The following is a 20331-nucleotide window of genomic DNA, read 5'->3' on the forward strand; positions in this document are numbered from 1 at the left end:
CACCCATGCCCGCGACGCCCGCCCCGCCCTACCGCTACAAGGCCATCGAGGACCACATCCTGAAGCTCCTGGAGGACGGCGGCCTGCGCCCCGGGGACCGGCTGCCCTCCCTGCGCGCCATGGGCGCGGCCAGGGGGGTCAGCGTGCCCACGGTGGCCCAGGCCTATGCCGGGCTGGAGAGCCGGGGCGTGCTGGAATCGCGCGAGCGCTCCGGGCACTACGTGCGCCAGGACTGGGGCCGCCTCACGGGCCCGACCCTGGAGCCCGGGGCCCAGGCCGGGGCGGTGGACCTCTCGCGCCAGGGGCTGCTGCGCGCCTCCCAGGACGAGCACGGGCAGTGCGAGGGGCATTTCTTCCACAGCTCCTTTCCCCACGCCTCCCTCCTGGGCGGCCCGGCCCTGGCCCGGCGGCTGTGCGCGGCCGTGCGCGAGGCCCCGGACCTAGCGGCGGCCCCCGCCCCGCACCAGGGACTGCCCGACCTGCGCAGGCAGCTGGCCCTGCGGGCCATGGCCGCGGGCGTATCCGCCCTGCCCGACGAGGTCTTCGTGACCACGGGCGCGCGGGACGGGGCCATGACGCTCCTCAAGTGCATGACCCACCCCGGGGACGCGGTGCTGGTGCAGTCGCCCACCTATCTGGTGTATTTTTCGGTGCTGGAACAGCTCGGGCTGCGGGCCATCGAGGTGCCCTCCTGCCCCACCAGGGGCATCCGCGTGGACCTGGTGGAGGAGGCGCTTTCCAACTTCACCATCCGGGCCTGCCTGGTCATCGCCAACTTCCACCTGGACGGCAGCCTGACCCCGGACGCGGCCAAGGCCGATCTGGTGGACCTGCTCACGGCGCGCGGCATCCCCCTCATCGAGGACGACGTATACGGGGACCTGCACTTCGGGCCCGAGCGGCCGCGCCTGTGCAAGGCCTTCGACGGCACCGGGCTGATCACGGCGGTGTCGTCCTTCAGCAAGACCCTGGCCCCGGGCTACCGCGTGGGCTGGGCCCTGCCCGGCCGCTTCGCGGAGGCCTTCAAGGCGGCGCGCACGGGCATCAACGCCTTCGCCGCCAACCCCGCGCAAATGGCCGTAGCCGAATTCCTGCGGCGCGGGGAATACGAACGCAACCTGCGCGGCCTGCGCGCCTCCATGGCCGCCTACGCGGCCCGGCTGCACAGCGCCATCGGCCGCCACTTCCCCCCGGGCACCCAGGCCGCCCTGCCCGCCGGGGGCATCTGCCTCTGGGTGCGCCTGCCCGGCGGCGTGGACTCGCGCGAGCTGTTCCTGCGCGCGCGGGACCTGGGCGTCACCGTGACCCCGGGCGGCTTGCAGACCCTGTCCGGGACCTTCGACGACTACATCCGCATCAACTGCCCGGGAGTCTGGGAGGACGGCACGGAGGAGGCCGTGGAGCGGTTGGGTCAGGCGGTGGCCGAAATGATGAAAAAGGCCGCGCCCGAAGGCGCGGCCTGAAAGGTTCGGATTTCGCCCCGGCTCAGCCCAGGGCCAGCCTGGCGGCTGCCAGGTCGAAGAGCGCGCTGCCCACGGACTTGTAGAACACCGGCCCCTCGGGCGCGGGCCCGTCCAGGACGTCCGCCAGATAGGAGACACGGCCCCAGTCCACGTCCGCACGGATCAGGTCCCCGGCCTCGTGGCGCACGTCGGGCGTGTCCGCCACCACGAAGGCCCCGCGCACCACGCCGGGGGGGATCTCCGCCGCCTCGGGCGTGAAGGAGCCCACCGCCGCGATGAACGCGCCGGGCATCAGGAGGTCCAGGGCGTCGTCCGGGAGCACGGGCTCGCGGCTGGTGGTGGCCGTGACCACCAGGGGGCAGCGGGACAGGACCTCGGCGGGCGAGGCCACCACCGAGGCGTCCACGCCCAGGGACAAGGCGTGGTTGGCCAGGCTCATGAGATTCTGTCCGGAACGCGAGCAGAGATAGGCCTGGCGCACGCCCAGGCCCGAGGCGAAGGCTTCCAGGTGCGCCCGCGCCTGCACCCCCGCGCCCACTACCAGCAAGGGGCCGCCACGCCCCCGCGCCAGGGTCCGCGCTGCCAGCAGGCTGGCCGCGGCCGTGCGCCGCGCCGTGACGGTTTGCCCGTCCAGGATGCCCAGGCGCTCGCCCGTGGCCGCGTCCAGGGCCAGGACGTCGGCGCTGATGAGCGGCAGGCCACGGTGGGCGTTGCCCGGCAGTACGGTGAGCACCTTGGTCACGGCCATGCGCCCGTCGGACGCGGGCATGAGCAGCAGGCTCCCGCCGTCGGGCAGGGAATGCACCAGGCGCGGCGGGGCCTGGGCCTCGCCCCACGCGGCCGCGCGCAGCACGTCGGCCACGGCGTCGGACAGTTCCTTGTACGGCAGGAGATCGGCCGTCTCCCGCGCGGAATAGACTTTCATCCCGTCTCCGGTGCCAGATGATTATTGGAAATTATGTAGCCCAGCAGCCGCCGCAGAGCGTTCACAAATAGTGAGATGCAAGGCGCAAAAAAAATGTTCGCTGGCCGTCCTGGCCAGCGCCCCTGCGGGCGATGCGCTTCGCCGCATCGACCAATTTTGCCCTCCTGCAAAATTGTGCAAGACCGAAGCGTACTCCCCGTACGGGAGGGTTTGCATTTTCGCAGTAACGCAGCAGATCGCTGTTTGTGGACGCTCTGCTATTGGACGTGGCGCAGCACGTCGCTACTGACTTCCCTGAAAATGTCGCTCTTGAAGATCACGCCCAGGACCTGCTCGGCCTCCTTGACCAGCACCCAGTTGCGACGGTGCTTGAGCAGGGTCTCCACCACGATGACCAGGGGATCGTTGGGCAGCACGTAGATGGCGTCGCCCTCCAGGAGCCCCTCCAGGCCCTTGTCCGCGCAGGCGCGGCAGGCGCGGGCGAAGGCCCGGTCCCAATCGCCCTCCTCGTGGGCCATGAGGACCTCCTCGGAAAACACGCAGGCCTCGAGCTTCTTCATCACGCTCCACATGGAGATCACGCCCAGGGCCTTGCCGTCCTTGTCGTAGACCACGGCCACGTGGTTGTCCGCGTCCTCGGCCACCGCCTCGTGCAGGGTGCGGATCAGCTCCACCAGCCCCACGTCCTCTCCCACCTTGATGAAATCGTCACGCATCAAATCCCAGGCTCGCTTGCGCATCAGCACAATGGCAACTCCTTGTATGAGTACGTGTCCCGGCCCCGCCGCACCCCACGGCGTTGGGCGTCCTCGATTCTTGTGTATGTCATGTCGCGGTGTTGGGCAACTCCCGGGTTGGACGCGAGCCCACGCCGACGATTGCCCGGCGTCCCGGAACACCCCCGAATCCCGCGCGCCGGGGCTACCCGCCCGTTGCCCCGGAGATATGAAATCTGATATTGCTTGCCGCATGACCGATGCCCAAACCGCCTCCGCCCTCCTGGCCCTGGCCCGCGAACGCTTCGAGGAGCTGTCCGCCGCCGAGGTGGAATTGTTCACCAAGGCCCCGACAGGGGAGACGGTGACGTGCGGCTGGGGGGACGACGATGAAATCGACCCGGCCCAGGCAGCGGAATGGGGAACGGAGAAAATCATCCGCAGCGAATGCCTGGAATGGCTGTGCGCGAACCGCGAGGCGCAACCGTACGTGCATCGCCAGGGTCCGTGCATCCAGGGCGCACGAATCGAGAACAATATTGATCTTAGAGCTGCCGACATACCTTTCAGTATCGGTTTATTTCAATGTGCTATTCATGCGGGGCTGACTCTCTACGATGCGCACATAAAAGGAATATATATTAACAACTCCTATATAGGTCCATTTGAAAGCGACAGAGTGCACGTTCATGGATCCCTCTTTCTCAACTGGACGTCCATCAAGGGCGGAGCCAGGCTCCTTGGAGCAACAATCAGCGGAGACCTAACTTGCGGCGGTGGATGCATTGAAAACGACGAAGGATTCGCCTTCGACGCGGACAGGGCCGCCATTAACGGCTCCCTCTTTCTGAACAAGGAGTTCCACGCCAGGGGCGAGGTCAGATTTCTCGGTGCGGATATCGGCGGTAACCTGGAATGCAGCAACGGACTCTTCGGCAACCCCAAGGGCACGGCCCTCAACGCGGACGGGATGACCGTCAAAGGCGACGTCTTTCTGGATGACGACTTTCAAGCAGTGGGAGAAACAAGATTCCTTGGCGCGGACATCGGCGGCAACCTGGAATGCGGAGGGGGACAATTCACCTGCGTCGGCGGCTATGCCCTCGACGCAAGCACGGCCGACATCAGAGGAAACGTCTTCCTGGAAAAGGGATTCCAGGCCACGGGAAAAGTCAGCTTCATGGGCGCAAATATCGGAGGGAAATTGCGTTGCGACCAAGGCGTCTTCAACAATCCCGGGGAGACGGCGCTATACGCCGACAGCATAACCGTGGGCGGATATGTGGGGCTTCGCAAGGGATTCCAGGCCCAGGGCAAGCTGGACTTCAGCCGGGCCACGGTTCACGGTACGTTCCAGTACCACGGCCTGCTTGATCCCAATGCGGCGGAACTGAGCCTGGAATGCGCCACCCTGGGCGTACTCATGGACGAGGAGGCAAGCTGGCCCGCCCCCGGGAACCTGCGCCTGCACGGCCTGACCTACACGGACATCCACCACACGGCCCCGCGCGACGCGGCGACGCGCAAGCGTTGGCTGGCACTGCAACCCAAGGGCGCGCACACGCCCCAGTCCTACGAACAACTGGCCTCGGCCCTGCGCCGGGCCGGACACGAGCGGGACGCGCGGGAAATACTCATTGAGAAGAATCGGCGGCTCAGGGAATTCGACCCCAACATGGGCTGGTTGCGAAGCTTGTGGCACAAGTGGTTCGGTCGCACTCTCGCATACGGATACAAGCCCGAAAAGGCCCTTGGTTGGATCGCTGGGTCCATAGCTTTGGGCATCGTAATTTTCCACGCAGCCTACCTGGGCGGGCTCATGGTGCGGGCACAGACCTGGAACATCCGGCAGGGCCAGGACCTAACCGCCACCATGCAGGGCGAGCCCTATCCTTGCTTCAACGCCGTTGCCTACGCCATAGATACCTTCGTCCCCTTCATCGACCTGGACCAAGAGGACTACTGGATACCTGCTAATTATGATGAAACCAAGCTCACTCCTCTGGTGCTCATAATTCTGAAACCCCTTGGTCAAAAATATTTGACTTGGACATCCCTCCTCCACGTCTTTTTCTGGTTCTACATCTGCCTGGGTTGGATATTCACCGGCCTCTTGATCATCGGCATCACGGGCATGCTCCAGCGACGTAGTGAATAGAATATTCATCTTTATATTACGCGTTTCGTAATGCAAGCAGCGACAATTCTAGCAAACGCGTAAAATCGCACCGATCCCCGGCCCGCAACGGTTTGCGCCGGGATCCGCTTCGCGGAAAGTGACCCCGGGCGACAATTTCGTCGGTTTCAAACACAATTTCCGTCTCCTGGGCCTCGGGCTATTGCAATCCGAAAACTTTTGAGTATCAATGGCCGGACCGCCTGACGACGGGAACACGAAAGAGAGAATCCCAATGGACACCGCCTCCATATACGCGGACCTGGAAAAAGTCCGCGCCGCCGCGCCTTTGGTGCACAACATCACCAACTTCGTGGCCATGAACAACACCGCCAACGCCCTCCTCTGCCTCGGGGCCTCGCCCATCATGGCCCACGCCATCGAAGAACTGGACGACCTCATCGCCATTTCGGGTTCCCTGGTGCTGAACATCGGCACCCTCAGCCCCATGTGGATCGAAAGCATGATCGAGGCGGGCATCGCGGCCCAGAAACGCGGCGTTCCCGTGCTCCTGGATCCCGTGGGCGCTGGGGCCTCGTCCCTGCGCACGGTCACGGCCCTGTCCATCCTGCGCGAATGCGCGCCCGCGGTGATCCGCGGCAACGCCTCGGAAATCCTCGCCCTGTGCACCGCCCTGGACGCGGCCAGCCCCGAGCATCTGCGGGCCGCCGCGAGCGGCAATCTGACCGGCCCCAAGGGCGTGGACAGCGCGCACTCCGGCGAGGGCCTGGTGGGCGTGGCCCGGGACTTGGCCACCTGCTGCGACTGCGCGGTGGTGGTCAGCGGCCCCGTGGACATCGTGGCCGACAGCGAACACTGTATTCTCGTCAAGGGCGGCAGCGCCCTGATGCCCAAGGTCACGGCCATGGGCTGCACGGCCAGCGCCGTGGTGGGGGCCTTCGCCGCCGTGGAGCAGGACCCGCTGCGGGCCGCCGTGTCCGGCATGGCCGTGATGAGCGCCGCGGGCGACGCGGCAGGCAAGAAGGCCGAGGGCCCGGGCACCCTGCAACTGCATTTCTACGACGCCCTGTACAACCTGGACGCCGGACAGATCGCCTCGTCCATCGTCCTGGAGGAAGTGTGAGCAGGCCCGCCGCCGACCTGTCCGTGTACTTCGTCACGGACTCGGCCCTGTGCGCCCCCCGGGGCGTGCCGGAGACCGCGCGCCTCGCCGCCCTGGGCGGCGCGGGCGTGGTTCAGGTGCGCGAAAAGCACGCTTCCACACGCGAATTCATCGACCTGGCCCGCGCGGTCAAGAACGCCATCGCGGACACGGGAGCCCTGCTGCTCATCAACGACCGCGTGGACGTGGCCCTGGCCGTGGGCGCCGACGGCGCGCACGTGGGCCAGTCCGACATGCCCTACGACGAAGCCCGCCGCATCCTGGGCCCCGACGCCCTCATCGGCCTGTCCGTGGAGACCATGGACCAGGCCCGCGAGGCCGAGGGCTGGGACGTGGGCTACCTGGGCGTGAGCCCCCTGTTCGACACCCCCACCAAGACCGACACCGCCCCCGCCTGGGGCCTCGACGGCCTGGCCGAGTTGCGCCGGACCTCCCACCACCGCCTGGTGGCCATCGGCGGCATCAACGCCGCCAACGCCGCCGACGCCGCACGGGCAGGAGCCCACGGCGTGGCCGTGGTCTCCGCCATCTGCACCGCCTCCGACCCCCAAGTAGCCGCGCGCGAACTACGCGTCGCTGTATGCGGCGCGCTACGTAGCCAGGCCCCCGCATCCGCCGCTCTATGCGACGATCTGCGAATTACCGGGGCCAGTGCGTAGCGCGCCGTTACCGCTGGCCTAAGCCGTTTTTTCTTCCATTTTTCGATTTTCAAGGTCCAGGGCAGAGCCCGGGCCGGATACGAGCGCGCAAGCTCACCCAAGGAGATTTCCCATGACCGCGACCTTCGCCAAACGCATGCAGACAGTGCCCCGTTCCTTCATCCGAGAAATTCTCAAGGTCACCCAGGACCCCTCGGTGATCTCCTTTGCCGGCGGCCTGCCCAACCCGCGGCTGTTCCCCTGCGAGGCCCTGGCCGACGCGGCCCACGCCGCCATCGCCGAGAACGGCGCCAACGCACTGCAGTACTCCACCACCGAGGGGCATCCGCCGCTCAGGCAGTGGATCGCCGACCGCTACAAGCAGAAGGTGGGCCTGGACATCGACCCGGACAACGTGGTCATCACCACGGGCTCGCAGCAGGCCCTGGACCTGGCCGCCAAGGTCTTCATCAACCCCGGCGACACCGTGGTCATGGAGTCCCCGGGCTACCTGGGCGCCATCCAGGCCTTTTCCATGTTCCGGCCCAACTACCATCCCGTGCCCCTGGAGGAGGACGGCCCGGACCTGGACGCCCTGGCCAGCGCCCTGAAGACCGGCGCGCGCATGTTCTACGCCGTGACCACCTTCCAGAACCCCTCGGGCCTGACCTATTCCGACGCCAAGCGCCGCGCCGTGGCGGACCTGTTGGCGGGCACGGACACGGTGTTCATGGAGGACAACCCCTACGGCGAGCTGCGCTTCGCCGGCGAGCACCAGACGCCCCTGTTCGCCTACCGCCGCGAGAACAGCATGCTCATGGGCACCTTCTCCAAGATCGCCGCCCCGGGCTTCCGCATCGGCTGGGTCGTGGCCGAGCCCGAGGTGCACTCGGCCCTGGTCAAGGCCAAGCAGGCCGCCGACCTGCACACCTCCACCGTGGACCAAATCATCCTGCACCGCTGGCTCACGGACAACGACCTGGACTCCCACGTGGCCAAGATCAGCGAGAACTACGGCCGCCAGTGTTCGGTGATGCGCGAAGCCGCCGACAAATACTTCCCGGACTGCGTCTCCGTGACCCGCGCCGAGGGCGGCATGTTCCTCTGGGCCACCATGCCCGAGAGCGCGAACTCCCACGAGCTCTTCGACCTGGCGTCCAAGGAGAAGGTGGCCTTCGTGCCCGGCACCCCGTTCTACGTGGACGGCGGCGGCCAGCGCACCCTGCGCCTGAACTACTCCAACGCCGACGAGGCCACCATCGAGGAAGGCATGCGCCGCCTGGGCAAGTGCATGACCGCCTATCTGGCCAAGCTGTCCGCCAAGGAGACCCAAGCCGCCTAGCGCTGGGCCCCGCACGGCTACAGACAACAAAGACTGGCCCCCTCGGGGGCCGGTCTTTCATTCTACCTCGGGGGTTGGAGGATCAGCGGCCTACGGCATAACGCGCGAGGACGCGCCCCACGAACCCGTCGCTGATCATGGAGGCCAGGGTCGCGCCCAGTTCGGCGGCCAAGGCGGACTTGGGGGATTTGGCGGAAAACGCGCAGAACATGGGCTGGTAGCCCTGATAACGCAGGGGGGTCTTGGCCACGTGCTCGGCCGTGCGGTGGTGGGCGGCCAGCCACCAGTCGGCCTGGAACTCCTCGGCCGCCACGGCCTGCACCTGCCCGGCCAGGAGCCGCCTGAACCCGTCGTCCAGGTCCCGGACCTCGGCCTTGCGCAGCTCCCGGTCGTAGTCGAACTGCGGGAAGTGCTTCTCGCCCCGCTTCACGCCGATGCGCAGGCCGCGCAGGTATTCGTAGCGCACGATGGTCGGCGCGCGCGAACGCGTGGAATAGAAGGCCGAGGCCGTTTCCGTGACGTAGGGGGGCGTGACGTACACCAGCCAGGACTCGCGCTCGGGCAGGCGCAGCAGCCCGGTCATCAGGTCGGCCTTCCCGGCCTTCATGTCCTTCAGGCAGCGGGAGAACGAGGCCACGCGGAACTCCAGGCCCAGGCCCATGCGCGCGGCGGCCTCGCTCAGGATGTCCACGTCGATGCCCTGGGGCTCCCCGTCCAGCACCATCTTCCACGGCGCCAGCTCGGACAGGGCCACCACCAGGGTCTCCCCGCCCAGGGCCGGGCACGACCAGCCCAGGAGGGCGAACAGCCAGACGGCCAGCACGGCGAGGCGCGGGCCACGGGGGCCGGACCTCGGCCCGATGCGTTCGGTGATGGCGTGCGTCATGCGACCTGCTTCACGGGGTTTGCGCGGATGCCCCGGGCGTTCAAGTCCTGTCCAGGGTCATGTGCAGCAGGGGAAAAGGCTTCCCCTGTCCGTCAACCGCCGAACGCCCGTCTTTCCGAAATCCCACGTGCTCATAAAATCCCACGGCCTGCGGGTTCTGCTCGTTCACGTCCACATGCCGGACGCGCATCCGCCCGATGGCATGGGCGCACAGGGCGGAACCGATCCCCCGGCCCCTGCTCCCGGGCGCGACGAACAGCATCTCGAGCTTCCCGTCGGCCACGCCGCAGAAGCCGAGGATCGCATCCCCCTCGCCCCGGACGCACCGCAATTCCACGGCGTCGAAATACTGCCCGAGAATCAGCGGCCGCAGGAAGGCGATGTCTTCCTCCGCCAGAAAATCATGCGACGCGCGGACCGATCCTTCCCAGACCTCCAGCAGCTCGCGATAATCATCCTTGCCGGCTCGTTCTATTCGCATGCGGTCCTTTGATTGAAACGTGCGCGTGGGGAGTGTCCCGTTGCCCGCCATGCCGCCTCCGGGACGGCCGCGCGCCGGGGCGGGCCTCGCCGCGCATGAGCCGCTCCGAGCGCGGCCCAGCCATAGAAAGGGCCAACATCTTGTTTTGTATATGAAAATACAAACAGAGCCAAGCCCGCACCCCAAAAACGCCCCTGCCCCTGGGGCCAGGGCAAATCCCCGGCCGACCGCTACACGCTGACGGCCAGGCCGTCGTAGGCCATGAGGATTTCCAGCTCCGTGTCCGGCATGTAGAGCAGGGAGTAGCGCTTGGTGTCCTTGTGGAAGGCCTCGATGGACGCGTCGTCCAGGGTCGGCTCCTGGTGGAACATGCACAGCCGCTTGACCCCGGCGCGCTTGGCCAGCTCCACGCCCACGATGTTCGAGGAATGCCCCCAGTCCTGCTTGCTCGTGCTGGCGGCCTGGAAGGTGTACTGGGCGTCGAAGATCAGGAGGTCCGCGTCGCGCACGAAGTCCAGGAAGGGATACGCGGGGTTTTCCATGTCCTGGCGATGCTCGCTGTCCGTGGACATGACGAAGACCTTGCCCTCGTGCTCCATGCGGTAGCCGTAGGACGCTCCCGGGTGGTCCTGCCTCCAGGGCATGACCGAGACCCCGGCGATGTCGCGGGGCTCGCCGGGCGTGAGCGAGTGGAACTCGATGTCCGCGCCCAGGGCGTCGAAGGGCACGGGGAAAAAAGGCTCGGACATCTGGGTGCGCATGGCGTGCTCGATGCCCTCGTGGCAGCCGTAGAAACGGATCACGTTGCCCGGCACATAGGCCGGGGTGAAAAACGGGAACCCCATGAGATGGTCCCAGTGCAGGTGGGTGATGCAGATGTTGTAGACCTGGGGCCTGGGGCCCTTGGTGGCGAAGACGTGGTTGCCCAGGTCGCGCAGCCCGGAGCCGCAGTCGATGATCAGGAACTCGCCGCCCCCGGCCGAGACCTCCACGCAGCAGGTGTTGGAGCCGTAGGACCCGCGCACGGAAAAGGGCAATTCGCGGTCCACGAAGGCGTTGATGTCAGTGCCCTTGCCCACGCCCCTGAGCACGGCTGTCTCCAGGGCCGCCACGATCTTCTTGCGCACCAGCGGTGCGTTCACCGACGCGGGAAGCGATCCCCTGCATCCCCAGATACTGATCTTCACCCGCGCCTCCCGCGCCGCGTCCCCGGCGAATTGAGGTTTTTCATTGGACGGGTTTATACACTCCGGCAAACCTTTGCGTCAAACCCGTACCTGAAAGGGGGAAAATCGTTAAGGCCCAGGGGCCGCAGCCGGTCCTAGTCGAAATCCGCCAGGAGAGCGCCCACGTGCAGGTCGCCGAAGGAGAAGTCGTTGTATCGTTTGCGGATGCGCCACACGGCCTGTTGCAGCTGGTCCGAGGAGATGCCGTTGCGAAGCGCCGTGTAGGCCTCCACGAAGGCGGCCACGCTGTCGCAGGCCTTGAGCAGGCGGCCGTCCTTGGGGTCGAACGCGTCGGCGTTGTAGAGCGCGTTCAGTTCAGTCCCGTCCACGGCCCGCACCCGGCCGTCCTCGCGGATCACGGACTGGAACTCGTCGCCCACCTCCAGGCCCAGGAAATAGGACAGGCGCTCGGCCAGGTCCTCGTAGCCGCCCTGGCGCAGGGGGCCGAACACGCGGCCCTGGAGCTCGTCCTCCTCGTACTGGCGGATCAGGTCGCCGATGGGGGCCACGGATTTCTTGACCGGCGAGATGATGTCGCGGGTCAGCACCTCGGGCAGGTCGTGGAACAGCCCGGCGAAGAAGTTGTTCTGCCGCCGCATGGCGCAGGCGTCCACGGCCAGGCTGAAGAAATACCCGTAGGCCGCCACGATGAACAGGTGCCCCAGCACCGAGGTCTCGGGGATGCGCGGGGTCTGGGACCAGCGGGTCTGGAAGCGCAGCTGCCCGCAGAGGTGGGCGAAGCGCCCCAGCACCGAACCGGTGCCCTCCATCAGCTCGGGCACGCCCTCCAGATGCGAGTATTCCTTGAGCCCGACCACGAAGGACTCCTCGATGCCCGCCTTTTCCGCGTCCCAGGGACCCAGGTCCTTGATGAGATTGAACTCCCAGCTGGAGGCGTAGAGATGCGCGGCCCCCAGGATCTGACCTGCCAGGCTCTCCTCGTCCGGCTCCGACAACCGCGCCGAGAGGCGTTCCCAGAACTCCGGGCCCAGGGGCTGGAGCGCCGGGCGGATCTGCTCCAGGACCCAGGCCGTGAGCTGGGCGAAATGCTCGGGGTTCTCCTTGATGCGGTAGAAGATGGGCGGCTTGATGTCCGTGATCACCAGGCGGTAGAAATAATCGAACAGCCCGCCCTCCATCACGTCGTCGCCCAGGGCCCGGCGCTCGTCCGCGCCCATGCCCCGGGAGTTGAGGGTCATGAGCATCCAGGCCACCATCATCTTGTGGGCCTGCTTGTCCACCTCCAGAAGCGCCACGGGCCGGAGCTTGTCGTTCCAGCGCTTCATGTAGGTGCCGGAGAAGATGAGTTGCAGCAGACTTTTCCTGATAATGGGCATGTGTCCCTCCCTGAAACAGAGACTACATTCGGGCGGCGCAAAGCTCAAGGCCCGGAATGACTGGCCTTTGAGGGATTGGCATTCAGGGGTTCACAAACGGATTCTTTTTGTTTATGGTACGCGCCCCCGTTATGATTTTCGGCAAGACCGATTTCGGTTTTGTCATTGACTTGCGGGACGAAAGCGCTTATCAAGCGCCGTTCCGACACTGAATTCCGATTGAGGAGCAGCCAATGAAGACATATACCCCCAAGGAAGGCGACATCGCCCGCGAGTGGTACGTGGTGGACGCCGAGGACAAGATCCTGGGCCGCCTGGCCACGGAGATCGCCACCCGCCTGCGTGGCAAGCACAAGCCCGAGTTCGCCCCCCACGTCGACACCGGCGACTTCATCGTCGTGGTCAACGCCGAGAAGATCAAGGTCACGGGCAAGAAGCTCGATCAAAAGAAATACTATCAGTACAGCGGGTTCATCGGCGGCCTTCGCGAGACCTCCCTCAAGGAGATGCTGGAGAAGAAGCCCGAGGAAGTGATCATCAAGGCCGTGCGCGGTATGCTGCCCAAGAACCGCCTTGGCCGCGCCCAGCTGAAGAAGCTCAAGGTCTACGCCGGGAGCGAACATCCGCACACGGCCCAGGCCCCCAAAGAGCTGGACTTCTAAGCACCGCCAAGGAGTAAGAGGAAATGAGCGAATTTTTCTACGGTACCGGCAAGCGGAAGTCCTCCGTGGCCCGCACCCGCCTGTATGACAACGGCACCGGACAGATCACCGTCAACGGCCGCCCCTACGAGGATTACTTCCCCCGGGCGACCCTGCAGATGATCATCCGCCAGCCCCTGAACATCACCAAGACCCTGGGCAAGTTCGACATCAAGGTCAACGTCTGCGGCGGCGGCATCGCCGGCCAGGCCCAGGCCGTGCGCCACGGCATCACCCGTGCGCTGATGGCCTTCGACCTGGAGACGCGCCCGGCCCTGAAGAAGGCCGGCCTCGTGACCCGCGACGCCCGCGTCAAGGAGCGCAAGAAGTACGGCCAGCGCGGCGCCCGCGCCAGGTTCCAGTATTCCAAGCGCTAGAACTCGCCTTTTGGCGGTGCACTCCCCGGGGCGGACTTGCATGTTGCGGGTCCGCCCCTTTTTCTATTCCGGGCCCCCGCGCCCCGGGAACCCAGGAGGCCCAGATGGCCAAGGTCCAGCCCCAGCTTCTGTTCGCCGACGAATCCGGCCGCATCTACGACCACCCCGGCCTGCTCATGCTCTGCCGCCGGGGCGACGAGCTGGCCCTGCCCCGGCCCCAGGACCTGACCCCCCTGCCCCCGGGCAGCGACGTGTTCCTGCTGCCCGGCCGCCACGCCGTGGGCCTGGACCCCGAAACCGGCGAGGCCGTGGCCCTGGAGGAGAACGCCGTCTCGGCCTTCGTCTGCCCGGCCTACACCATCAGCGGCATCACGGCCTACGACACCGCCGAGGACGCCCCGACCCTGCCCCTGGTGGCCTACGCGGCCGTGGGCTACGCCCAGGGCCGGTTCTGGGTCTGCGCCAAGAAGGTGGACGAGGACCCGCGCCAGGTGTTCGAGGGCATCCCCCAGGAACGCATCGACAAGGGCGCCCACGCCCTGCTGGCCAAGTACCCGAACAACCGGCTCGTCGCGCACCTGGCGGGCTGCGCCCTGACCTACTGCTGCCCGGCGGCCAAGAACCTGGCCCTGGGCCGCTACGAGGCCCCCCTGCCCACCTCCCGGTCCTGCAACGCCCGCTGCGTGGGCTGCATCTCGTACCAGGACGAGGACTCGGGCTTCCCCTCGCCCCAGAACCGCATCGACTTCCGGCCCACGCCCGAGGAGATCGTGGAGGTCATGGCCGAGCACGCCCGGCGCGAGAAGAAGCGCCCCGTGTATTCCTTCGGCCAGGGCTGCGAGGGCGAACCCCTCACCGAGGCCGCCACCATCACCAAGGCCGTGGAGGCCTTCCGCAAGGCCGGGGGCGCGGGCACGGTGAACATCAACACCAACGCCAGCCTGCCCGAGACCATGGCCCCCCTGGCCCGGGCCGGGCTGTCCTCCATCCGCGTGTCCCTGAACAGCGCCACTCCGGACCTGTACGCGGCCTATTACCGCCCCCGGGGCTACGCGGGCCTGCCCGCCGTGCGCGAGACCATCGCCCAGGCCAAGGAAAACGGCCTGTTCGTGTCCCTGAACTACCTGTTCTTCCCGGGCGTGTCCGACACCGAGAGGGAATGGGACGCCCTGGCGGGGCTGGTCCAGGACCTGAAGGTGGACTTCATCCAACTGCGCAACCTGAACCTGGACCCCGAGATCTACCTCGGCCTGGCCGCGCCCCACGCCTCGGGGCCCAGCATGGGCCTGGCCAACTTCCGCAAGCGCCTGAAAAAAGCCTGTCCCTGGATCGAATTCGGGTATTTCAACCCCTACCTGGGGGGCTAGCCCCCCCACGCCCCGAAAGCTGCCGAACAGCCGCCTGCAAGCCTTGGGAAAGTAGAAAATCTTTCTCTTTGCCTGTGTCCTCAATAATCTGCTATCCTTGGACTCTAGGACAATTTGGCCGAACAATCCGGATACTCAAGACGCATGCACACGACCCGCCATTTCCTTCCCGCCACCGCGCTGCTGACGCTTGCTCTCGTGCTGTGCCTCGCGCTGGGCGCGCGCGCGGACAACCACCTGGTGGTGCGCGGCGACTACAACTATCCCCCATTCGAATTTCTTGAAAACGGCGTGCCCACGGGCTTCTCCGTGGACGTCATGCGCGCCGTGGCCAAGGCCACGGGGCTGAAGATCAAGATCGACCTGGGCCCCTGGCCCGAGGTCCGGGAGCAGCTGGAGCGGGGCGAGATCGCCGCGGTCATGGGCATGCACGCCTCGCCGAAGCGGGACCTGGCCGTGGACTTCTCCACGCCCTTCTACCTGACCTCCCATTCCCTGTTCGTGCGCCACGGGTCGAAGATCGCGGGCACCCGGGACATCGCGGGCCACTCGCTCATCGTTCAGGACAGCGACATCATGCACGAATACGCCCAGGACCGCTTCCCCGAGGCCCGGCTCGCGCTGGTTTCGTCCCCGGGCGAGGCCCTGACCTTCCTGTCCTCGGGACGCCACGACGCCGCCCTGCTGGGCACCTACCAGGGGCGGTATCTGATCAAGAAATACGGGCTCACGAACATCGACATCGCGGGCGAGCCCATCGAGCCCCTGCGCTATTGCATCGCCGTGCCCGAGGGCCACGGGGGCCTGCTGGCCCACTTCAACGAGGGCCTGGCCATGATCAAGCTCTCGGGGGAGTTCGACGCCATCCGCGACAAGTGGTTCGGCGTGTACGAGGACAAGGCCCTGGCCCGGCACCTGCTGCGCCACTGGCCATACGTGGTCGCGCCCCTGTCCCTGCTTCTGGCCGCCACCCTGCTCTGGACCTGGACCCTGCGGCGCAAGGTGCGCGAAAAGACCGAAGCCCTGGAAAAGGAATTCGGCGAACGCCTGGACGCCGAACGCGCCTTGGACGACAACCGCAAGCGCTTCCAGGAAATGGTGGGCAACTCGCCCCTGGGCACGACCATCGTGAACAGGGAAGGGAAGCCCCTGCTGATGAACAAGGCCATGGAAGAGCTCTGCGGCTACGGCCTGGAGGAAATAACCGACATCCAGAGCTGGGGGGACCGCGCCTATCCCAGCAAGCGCTACCGCGCCATGGTGGAGGACAGGTGGTGGTCCGCGGTGGAGAAACTCTACGCCGGCGAGGCCGAGCCGCCACCGGCGGTGATCAAGATCAGGTGCAAGGACGGCACGGTCAAGGACGTGGAATACCGCCTCGGGCTCATCGGCGAGGACATCATGATCCTGGCCATGGACGTCACCGAGCGCCTGCGCACGGAAGAGGCCCTGGTGCAGACCGAGAAAATGATTTCCCTGGGCGGCATGGCCTCGGGAATGGCCCACGAGATCAACAACCCCCTGGGCGGCATCCTGCAGGGCATCCAGAACGTGGTGCGCCGGATCACCCCGGGCCTGCCCGCCAACGAGAGGGCGGCCCGCGAGGCGGGCGTGGACATGGAGCGCATGCGCGCCTACATGCAAAGCCGCGGCATCGACAGCATGCTCGAGGGCATCCGGGCGTCCGGGGAACGCGTGGCCGAGGTGGTCACGGACATGTTGAGCTTCTCCAGCTCCAGCGGATCGCAGCGCGCTCCGTGCGACCTCGCGGCCCTGGTGGACAGGGCCCTGGAGATGGTCGCGGCGGAATACCGCATGACGAGCCGCCAGGATTTCACGGCCATAGAAATCCGGCGCAACTATGATCCGGATCTGCCCGAGGTTCCCTGCACGGAGACGGAGATCCTCCAGGTCTTCATGAACGTCCTGCGCAACGCGGCCCAGGCCATGGCCGGAGGGCGCGAGGGCGGCGACCCGCCGCGCATCGGCATCACCCTGCGCCAGGAAGAGGGCATGGCCGTGGCCGAGTTCGAGGACAACGGGCCGGGCATGCGCGAAAGCGTGCGCAAGCGCGTGTTCGAGCCCTTCTTCACCACCAAGGAGCCAGGCGTGGGTACGGGCCTGGGGCTCTCGGTGTCCTATTTCATCGTCACCCGCAACCACCACGGGACCTTCGAGGTCTGGTCCGCGCCGAACCAGGGCGCGGTCTTCACCGTGGCCCTGCCCCTGGGCACGGATTAGCCGAACCGCAATGAAAAAGCCCCGGCCGGTTTGCACCGGCCGGGGCCCGAATCATCCTGATTGCGGAAACGGGTCAGCAGGCTTCGCCGAAGTCCACGGCCACCTGGTCCTTCTCGCCCTTCTGCGCCTTGCGCACCGAGCCGATGACCCAGGCCTTTTCCCCGGAGCCCACCAGGCGGGAGACCACGTCGTCGGCCTGGTCCGCGGGCACGACCACGATGTAGCCCACGCCGCAGTTGAAGATCTGGAGCATCTCGGGCCAGTCCAGGCCGCCCTGCTCCTTGAGCCAGGTGAACACCGGCAGCATCTCCCAGGAGCCGAACTCGATCTGCACGGCCGTGCCCTTGGGCAGGATGCGCGGGATGTTGTCGTAGAACCCGCCGCCCGTGACGTGGCACATGCCCCGGATGTCCATGTCCCGCAACAGCGCCTTCACGGCCTTGACGTAGATGCGCGTGGGCGTGAGCAGCACCTGGGCCAGGGTCTGGTCCGTGCCCGGGAAGGGGTCGCCGCCCTTGAGGCCGGACTCGGCCACCAGCTTGCGCACCAGGGAGTAGCCGTTGGAGTGGATGCCCGAGGAGGCCACGCCCACCACCGCGTCGCCGGGGCGGATGGCCGAGCCGTCCACGATGTGGGCGTTGTCCACCACGCCCACGCAGAACCCGGACACGTCGTATTCCCCGGGCTTGTAGAAGTCGGGCATCTCGGCGGTCTCGCCGCCCAGGAGCGCGCATTCGCCCTGCTTGCAGCCTTCCACGATGCCGGCCAGCACGTTGGCGGCGCGCTCGCCGTCCAGCTTGCCCGTGGCGAAATAATCCAGGAAGAACAAGGGCCTCGCGCCCTGAACCAGAATGTCGTTGACACTCATGGCCACAAGATCAATACCGATGGTATCGTGGAGGTCGTACTCGAAGGCCAGGTTCAGCTTCGTTCCAACGCCGTCGGTGGAGGCCACGAGCACGGGCTGCTCCATGCCCGAAGTATCCAGCCTGAACAGGCCGCCGAAGCCGCCGATGTCCGTGATGACCCCGCCGGTGAAGGTGGAGGCCACCATGGATTTGATGCGCGAGACAAACGCGTTTCCCGCGTGAATATCCACACCGGCCCTGGTGTAGGCCTTGGCCCTGTCCGTCATGAGGTACGCTCCTTGCAATCGTGCAGAAGGGGAAGGGGGCGATGGGCGGGCGGCACCGGCCGCCGAGGGATTGAGTTATAGGTACTTCGGCCCTGAAATTCAAGGGAGCAAATATGACCAGGAAATACCGCGTATTCCGCCTGCCGCCGCTGGCTTTGGCGCTTCTGCTGGCCTGGGGCCTGCTGGCCGCGCCCCTGTGGGCGGCGGAAACCGAGGCCGAGCCCGCCACTGGAGAGGAAGCCGTGGCCGAGGAGACGCCCAAGGCCCAGCCCGCGCCCGAGCGCCGCGACGAGGTCTTCGGCACCATGGACGAAAACATCCGCATGGACCGGGACCCGCAAACCGGCGACAGCGTCATCAGCGTGACCCCCAGGCCCCGGCCCAAGCCGCAGTACGGCATGCCCCCCGTGACCGTGGAGCCCCGCGTCCAGGTCCCGGCCCGGGGCGGGCAATCACAGGGCTGGCAAGGACGCACGGGGCACGGGCGGCACAAGCAGGGGAACTAGGAGAACGCGCATGACCGAGGCCCGCCTCTGGAAGCCCCTGCCCGAGGGGCGCGTCCAGTGCCGCCTGTGCAACCATTTCTGCGTACTGGCCGACGGCGAAAGGGGAACGTGCGGCGTGCGCGTGAACCGGGGCGGCACGCTCATGACCCTGGTCCACGACCGGATTGCGGCCCTGAACGTGGACCCCGTGGAAAAGAAGCCCCTGTTCCATTTCCTGCCCGGAACGCGCACCCTGTCCTTCGCGGCCATGGGCTGCAACCTGGGCTGCGACTTCTGCCAGAACCACAGCCTGTCCCAGCCGCCCAGGGACGGCCACGAGCCCATGGGGCAGGCCGCCTCGCCCATGGACCTGGTGGACGCGGCCAGGCGCCACGGCTGCGCCAGCGTGTCCTATACCTATTCCGAGCCCACGGTGTTCTTCGAGCTCATGGAGGACACGGCGCTCCTGGCCCGGGACGCGGGACTGAAGAACATCATGGTCTCCAACGGGTTCATGAGCCCCGAGTGCCTGGAGCGCCTGGGCCCGCTCATGGACGCCGCGAACATCGACCTCAAGGGCTTCAGCGAAGAGTTCTACCGCGACCATTGCCAGGCGCGGCTTCAGCCCGTGCTGGACAACCTGATGCGCATCCGCGAGGCGGGCTGGTGGCTGGAGGTCACGACCCTGGTCATCCCCGGGCTCAACGACTCCGACAAGGAATTGACGGCCATCGCCGAATTCATCGCCCGCGACCTGGGGGCCGAGGTCCCCTGGCACGTGTCGCGCTTCCACCCGGACTTTCGCCAGACGCGCATCCCGCCCACGCCCGTGGCCACCCTGGAGCGGGCCTGGGACATCGGCCGCGAGGCCGGGCTGTCCTTCGTGTACACGGGCAACGTCCCGGGCCACGACGGCGAGTCCACCAGCTGCCCGGGCTGCGGGGAGATGGTCCTCCCCCGTAGGGGCTTCACCTTGGCCGGACGCCCGCCCGAGGGCGGCTCGTGCCCGCATTGCGGCCGCGTGCTGGCCGGGGTCTGGGCCTGACGGCCCTTCAGCGGGCGCTCAGCGGCGGCCTTCCAGGGCCCGGGACAGCTGGTCCGGGCAGGACGTGGTCTTCCTGCCGCAGCGGATGCCCTTCAATTTCCCGACGACGTCCTCGACGGACATGCCCTGCACCAAACGGGAGATGCCCTGCAGGTTTCCGTCGCAGCCGCCGGTAAAGGCCACGTCGTACACGCGGCCGTCGCGCACCGTGAACCGTATCAGCTTGGAACACACGCCGGACGGCGTGAAGGTAGACACATCCTCGTCACCCGTCCGCTCTTCGCGCGCGGGCATGACCGGAATCTCGAACATGGTGATCAAAACCTCTGGGAATTGGAATGACAGTTGGGCAAGGCGTGTTGATATACCTGCGGCCCGCGAAATACAAGCCGCGGGCGGACCGCCCGGCCCCGGACCCAGGCACGGCCCGCACCCCGGGTTTCTTGCTTTGGCACGGGCTTTCGGTTAGGAAATCACCTTCCTCGGGGCGTGGCGCAGTCTGGCAGCGCGTCAGCTTTGGGAGCTGAATGTCGAAGGTTCAAATCCTTTCGCCCCGACCAGGACACCAAGGGGGTCCGCGGCCAATCGCCGTGGGCCCTTTTTCTTGAAACGCGAAAGCGGTTCCAGGCCCGAGGCCGCTGTGTGTCCCCGATCGAAGCTCCTGCGA

Annotated in this window: 19 protein-coding genes and 1 tRNA gene; 12 read left to right on the top strand and 8 right to left on the bottom strand. The window is 66.7% G+C overall.

Annotated features, from left to right (window positions below):
* Positions 1 to 5: 5 nt before the first annotated feature.
* Positions 6 to 1463, top strand: a complete 1458-nt coding sequence (locus ACYYG1_RS00360; RefSeq protein ID WP_461208274.1) for an aminotransferase-like domain-containing protein — start codon at positions 6 to 8, stop codon at positions 1461 to 1463.
* 22 nt (positions 1464 to 1485) lie between these two features.
* Here the strand turns inward: ACYYG1_RS00360 and ACYYG1_RS00365 are convergent, their stop codons facing one another.
* On the bottom strand, positions 1486 to 2388 hold the full coding sequence (locus ACYYG1_RS00365; protein WP_461208275.1) for a delta(1)-pyrroline-2-carboxylate reductase family protein: 903 nt from the start codon (positions 2386 to 2388) through the stop codon (positions 1486 to 1488).
* A 257-nt stretch (positions 2389 to 2645) separates the two neighbouring features.
* Positions 2646 to 3128: a CBS domain-containing protein gene (locus tag ACYYG1_RS00370; RefSeq protein ID WP_461208276.1), complete on the bottom strand. Its 483-nt coding sequence runs from the start codon at positions 3126 to 3128 to the stop codon at positions 2646 to 2648.
* Between the two features lie 205 nt (positions 3129 to 3333).
* Here ACYYG1_RS00370 and ACYYG1_RS00375 point away from each other — a divergent pair, with 205 nt between their 5' ends.
* The 4 genes from ACYYG1_RS00375 to ACYYG1_RS00390 all read left to right on the top strand — a co-directional run bounded on the left by ACYYG1_RS00375 (position 3334) and on the right by ACYYG1_RS00390 (position 8383).
* Positions 3334 to 5262, top strand: coding sequence for a hypothetical protein (locus ACYYG1_RS00375; protein WP_461208277.1), 1929 nt, complete (start codon positions 3334 to 3336; stop codon positions 5260 to 5262).
* Between the two features lie 253 nt (positions 5263 to 5515).
* Positions 5516 to 6364, top strand: a complete 849-nt coding sequence (gene thiM / locus ACYYG1_RS00380) for a hydroxyethylthiazole kinase (protein ID WP_461208278.1) — start codon at positions 5516 to 5518, stop codon at positions 6362 to 6364.
* On the top strand, positions 6361 to 7062 hold the full coding sequence (thiE, locus tag ACYYG1_RS00385) for a thiamine phosphate synthase (RefSeq protein ID WP_461208279.1): 702 nt from the start codon (positions 6361 to 6363) through the stop codon (positions 7060 to 7062). The genes thiM and thiE overlap by 4 nt, the downstream gene beginning before the upstream one ends.
* Before the next feature lie 112 nt (positions 7063 to 7174).
* The gene (locus tag ACYYG1_RS00390) at positions 7175 to 8383 is read left to right on the top strand and encodes an aminotransferase-like domain-containing protein (RefSeq protein WP_461208280.1); all 1209 of its coding nucleotides are present in this window, start codon (positions 7175 to 7177) and stop codon (positions 8381 to 8383) included.
* 82 nt (positions 8384 to 8465) lie between these two features.
* On the opposite strand, the gene ACYYG1_RS00395 is transcribed toward ACYYG1_RS00390, so the two are convergent.
* The 4 genes from ACYYG1_RS00395 to ACYYG1_RS00410 all read right to left on the bottom strand — a co-directional run bounded on the left by ACYYG1_RS00395 (position 8466) and on the right by ACYYG1_RS00410 (position 12313).
* Complete coding sequence (locus tag ACYYG1_RS00395; protein WP_461208281.1) at positions 8466 to 9269, bottom strand: substrate-binding periplasmic protein; 804 nt, start codon at positions 9267 to 9269, stop codon at positions 8466 to 8468.
* Between the two features lie 40 nt (positions 9270 to 9309).
* Complete coding sequence (locus ACYYG1_RS00400) at positions 9310 to 9801, bottom strand: GNAT family N-acetyltransferase (protein ID WP_461208282.1); 492 nt, start codon at positions 9799 to 9801, stop codon at positions 9310 to 9312.
* A 179-nt stretch (positions 9802 to 9980) separates the two neighbouring features.
* Entirely contained in the window at positions 9981 to 10937 is a 957-nt protein-coding gene (locus tag ACYYG1_RS00405) for an MBL fold metallo-hydrolase (protein WP_461208283.1), read from the bottom strand.
* 134 nt (positions 10938 to 11071) lie between these two features.
* Positions 11072 to 12313, bottom strand: a complete 1242-nt coding sequence (locus tag ACYYG1_RS00410) for an HD domain-containing protein (protein ID WP_461208284.1) — start codon at positions 12311 to 12313, stop codon at positions 11072 to 11074.
* Positions 12314 to 12546: 233 nt separating this feature from the next.
* On the opposite strand from ACYYG1_RS00410, the gene rplM reads away from it, so the two are divergent.
* The 4 genes from rplM (at position 12547) to ACYYG1_RS00430 (ending at position 16999) form a co-directional block, all read left to right on the top strand.
* Positions 12547 to 12975, top strand: coding sequence for a 50S ribosomal protein L13 (rplM, locus tag ACYYG1_RS00415; protein ID WP_461208285.1), 429 nt, complete (start codon positions 12547 to 12549; stop codon positions 12973 to 12975).
* A gap of 23 nt (positions 12976 to 12998) precedes the next feature.
* Positions 12999 to 13391 (top strand): 30S ribosomal protein S9, encoded by a 393-nt coding sequence (gene rpsI / locus ACYYG1_RS00420; RefSeq protein ID WP_461208286.1) that lies wholly within the window; start codon positions 12999 to 13001, stop codon positions 13389 to 13391.
* A gap of 104 nt (positions 13392 to 13495) precedes the next feature.
* Positions 13496 to 14758, top strand: a complete 1263-nt coding sequence (locus ACYYG1_RS00425; protein WP_461208287.1) for a radical SAM family protein — start codon at positions 13496 to 13498, stop codon at positions 14756 to 14758.
* 144 nt (positions 14759 to 14902) lie between these two features.
* Positions 14903 to 16999 (top strand): transporter substrate-binding domain-containing protein, encoded by a 2097-nt coding sequence (locus ACYYG1_RS00430; RefSeq protein ID WP_461208288.1) that lies wholly within the window; start codon positions 14903 to 14905, stop codon positions 16997 to 16999.
* Between the two features lie 73 nt (positions 17000 to 17072).
* Here ACYYG1_RS00430 and purM read toward each other — a convergent pair whose 3' ends face one another.
* Positions 17073 to 18134, bottom strand: coding sequence for a phosphoribosylformylglycinamidine cyclo-ligase (gene purM / locus ACYYG1_RS00435; protein WP_461208289.1), 1062 nt, complete (start codon positions 18132 to 18134; stop codon positions 17073 to 17075).
* A 113-nt stretch (positions 18135 to 18247) separates the two neighbouring features.
* Between purM and ACYYG1_RS00440 the strand changes: the two genes are divergently transcribed.
* On the top strand, positions 18248 to 18640 hold the full coding sequence (locus ACYYG1_RS00440) for a hypothetical protein (protein ID WP_461208290.1): 393 nt from the start codon (positions 18248 to 18250) through the stop codon (positions 18638 to 18640).
* A gap of 10 nt (positions 18641 to 18650) precedes the next feature.
* Positions 18651 to 19664: an AmmeMemoRadiSam system radical SAM enzyme gene (amrS, locus tag ACYYG1_RS00445; protein WP_461208291.1), complete on the top strand. Its 1014-nt coding sequence runs from the start codon at positions 18651 to 18653 to the stop codon at positions 19662 to 19664.
* Positions 19665 to 19682: 18 nt separating this feature from the next.
* On the opposite strand, the gene ACYYG1_RS00450 is transcribed toward amrS, so the two are convergent.
* Positions 19683 to 19976: a TIGR03905 family TSCPD domain-containing protein gene (locus tag ACYYG1_RS00450; RefSeq protein ID WP_461208292.1), complete on the bottom strand. Its 294-nt coding sequence runs from the start codon at positions 19974 to 19976 to the stop codon at positions 19683 to 19685.
* 171 nt (positions 19977 to 20147) lie between these two features.
* Here ACYYG1_RS00450 and ACYYG1_RS00455 point away from each other — a divergent pair.
* A tRNA-Pro gene (locus ACYYG1_RS00455) sits at positions 20148 to 20224 on the top strand.
* The last annotated feature ends 107 nt before the right edge of the window (positions 20225 to 20331 follow it).

The sequence above is a fragment of the Desulfocurvus sp. DL1XJH-121 genome (genome assembly GCF_054819825.1).

Coding starts and splice junctions, on each gene's coding strand:
- ACYYG1_RS00370 (WP_461208276.1), bottom strand. CDS start 3,128: ATGCGCAAGCGAGCCTGGGATTTGATGCGTGACGATTTCATCAAGGTG.
- ACYYG1_RS00360 (WP_461208274.1), top strand. CDS start 6: ATGCCCGCGACGCCCGCCCCGCCCTACCGCTACAAGGCCATCGAGGAC.
- ACYYG1_RS00365 (WP_461208275.1), bottom strand. CDS start 2,388: ATGAAAGTCTATTCCGCGCGGGAGACGGCCGATCTCCTGCCGTACAAG.
- rplM (WP_461208285.1), top strand. CDS start 12,547: ATGAAGACATATACCCCCAAGGAAGGCGACATCGCCCGCGAGTGGTAC.
- ACYYG1_RS00400 (WP_461208282.1), bottom strand. CDS start 9,801: ATGGCGGGCAACGGGACACTCCCCACGCGCACGTTTCAATCAAAGGAC.
- ACYYG1_RS00395 (WP_461208281.1), bottom strand. CDS start 9,269: ATGACGCACGCCATCACCGAACGCATCGGGCCGAGGTCCGGCCCCCGT.
- ACYYG1_RS00410 (WP_461208284.1), bottom strand. CDS start 12,313: ATGCCCATTATCAGGAAAAGTCTGCTGCAACTCATCTTCTCCGGCACC.
- thiM (WP_461208278.1), top strand. CDS start 5,516: ATGGACACCGCCTCCATATACGCGGACCTGGAAAAAGTCCGCGCCGCC.
- ACYYG1_RS00375 (WP_461208277.1), top strand. CDS start 3,334: ATGAAATCTGATATTGCTTGCCGCATGACCGATGCCCAAACCGCCTCC.
- ACYYG1_RS00450 (WP_461208292.1), bottom strand. CDS start 19,976: ATGTTCGAGATTCCGGTCATGCCCGCGCGCGAAGAGCGGACGGGTGAC.
- ACYYG1_RS00390 (WP_461208280.1), top strand. CDS start 7,175: ATGACCGCGACCTTCGCCAAACGCATGCAGACAGTGCCCCGTTCCTTC.
- rpsI (WP_461208286.1), top strand. CDS start 12,999: ATGAGCGAATTTTTCTACGGTACCGGCAAGCGGAAGTCCTCCGTGGCC.
- ACYYG1_RS00440 (WP_461208290.1), top strand. CDS start 18,248: ATGACCAGGAAATACCGCGTATTCCGCCTGCCGCCGCTGGCTTTGGCG.
- purM (WP_461208289.1), bottom strand. CDS start 18,134: ATGACGGACAGGGCCAAGGCCTACACCAGGGCCGGTGTGGATATTCAC.
- ACYYG1_RS00430 (WP_461208288.1), top strand. CDS start 14,903: ATGCACACGACCCGCCATTTCCTTCCCGCCACCGCGCTGCTGACGCTT.
- ACYYG1_RS00425 (WP_461208287.1), top strand. CDS start 13,496: ATGGCCAAGGTCCAGCCCCAGCTTCTGTTCGCCGACGAATCCGGCCGC.
- amrS (WP_461208291.1), top strand. CDS start 18,651: ATGACCGAGGCCCGCCTCTGGAAGCCCCTGCCCGAGGGGCGCGTCCAG.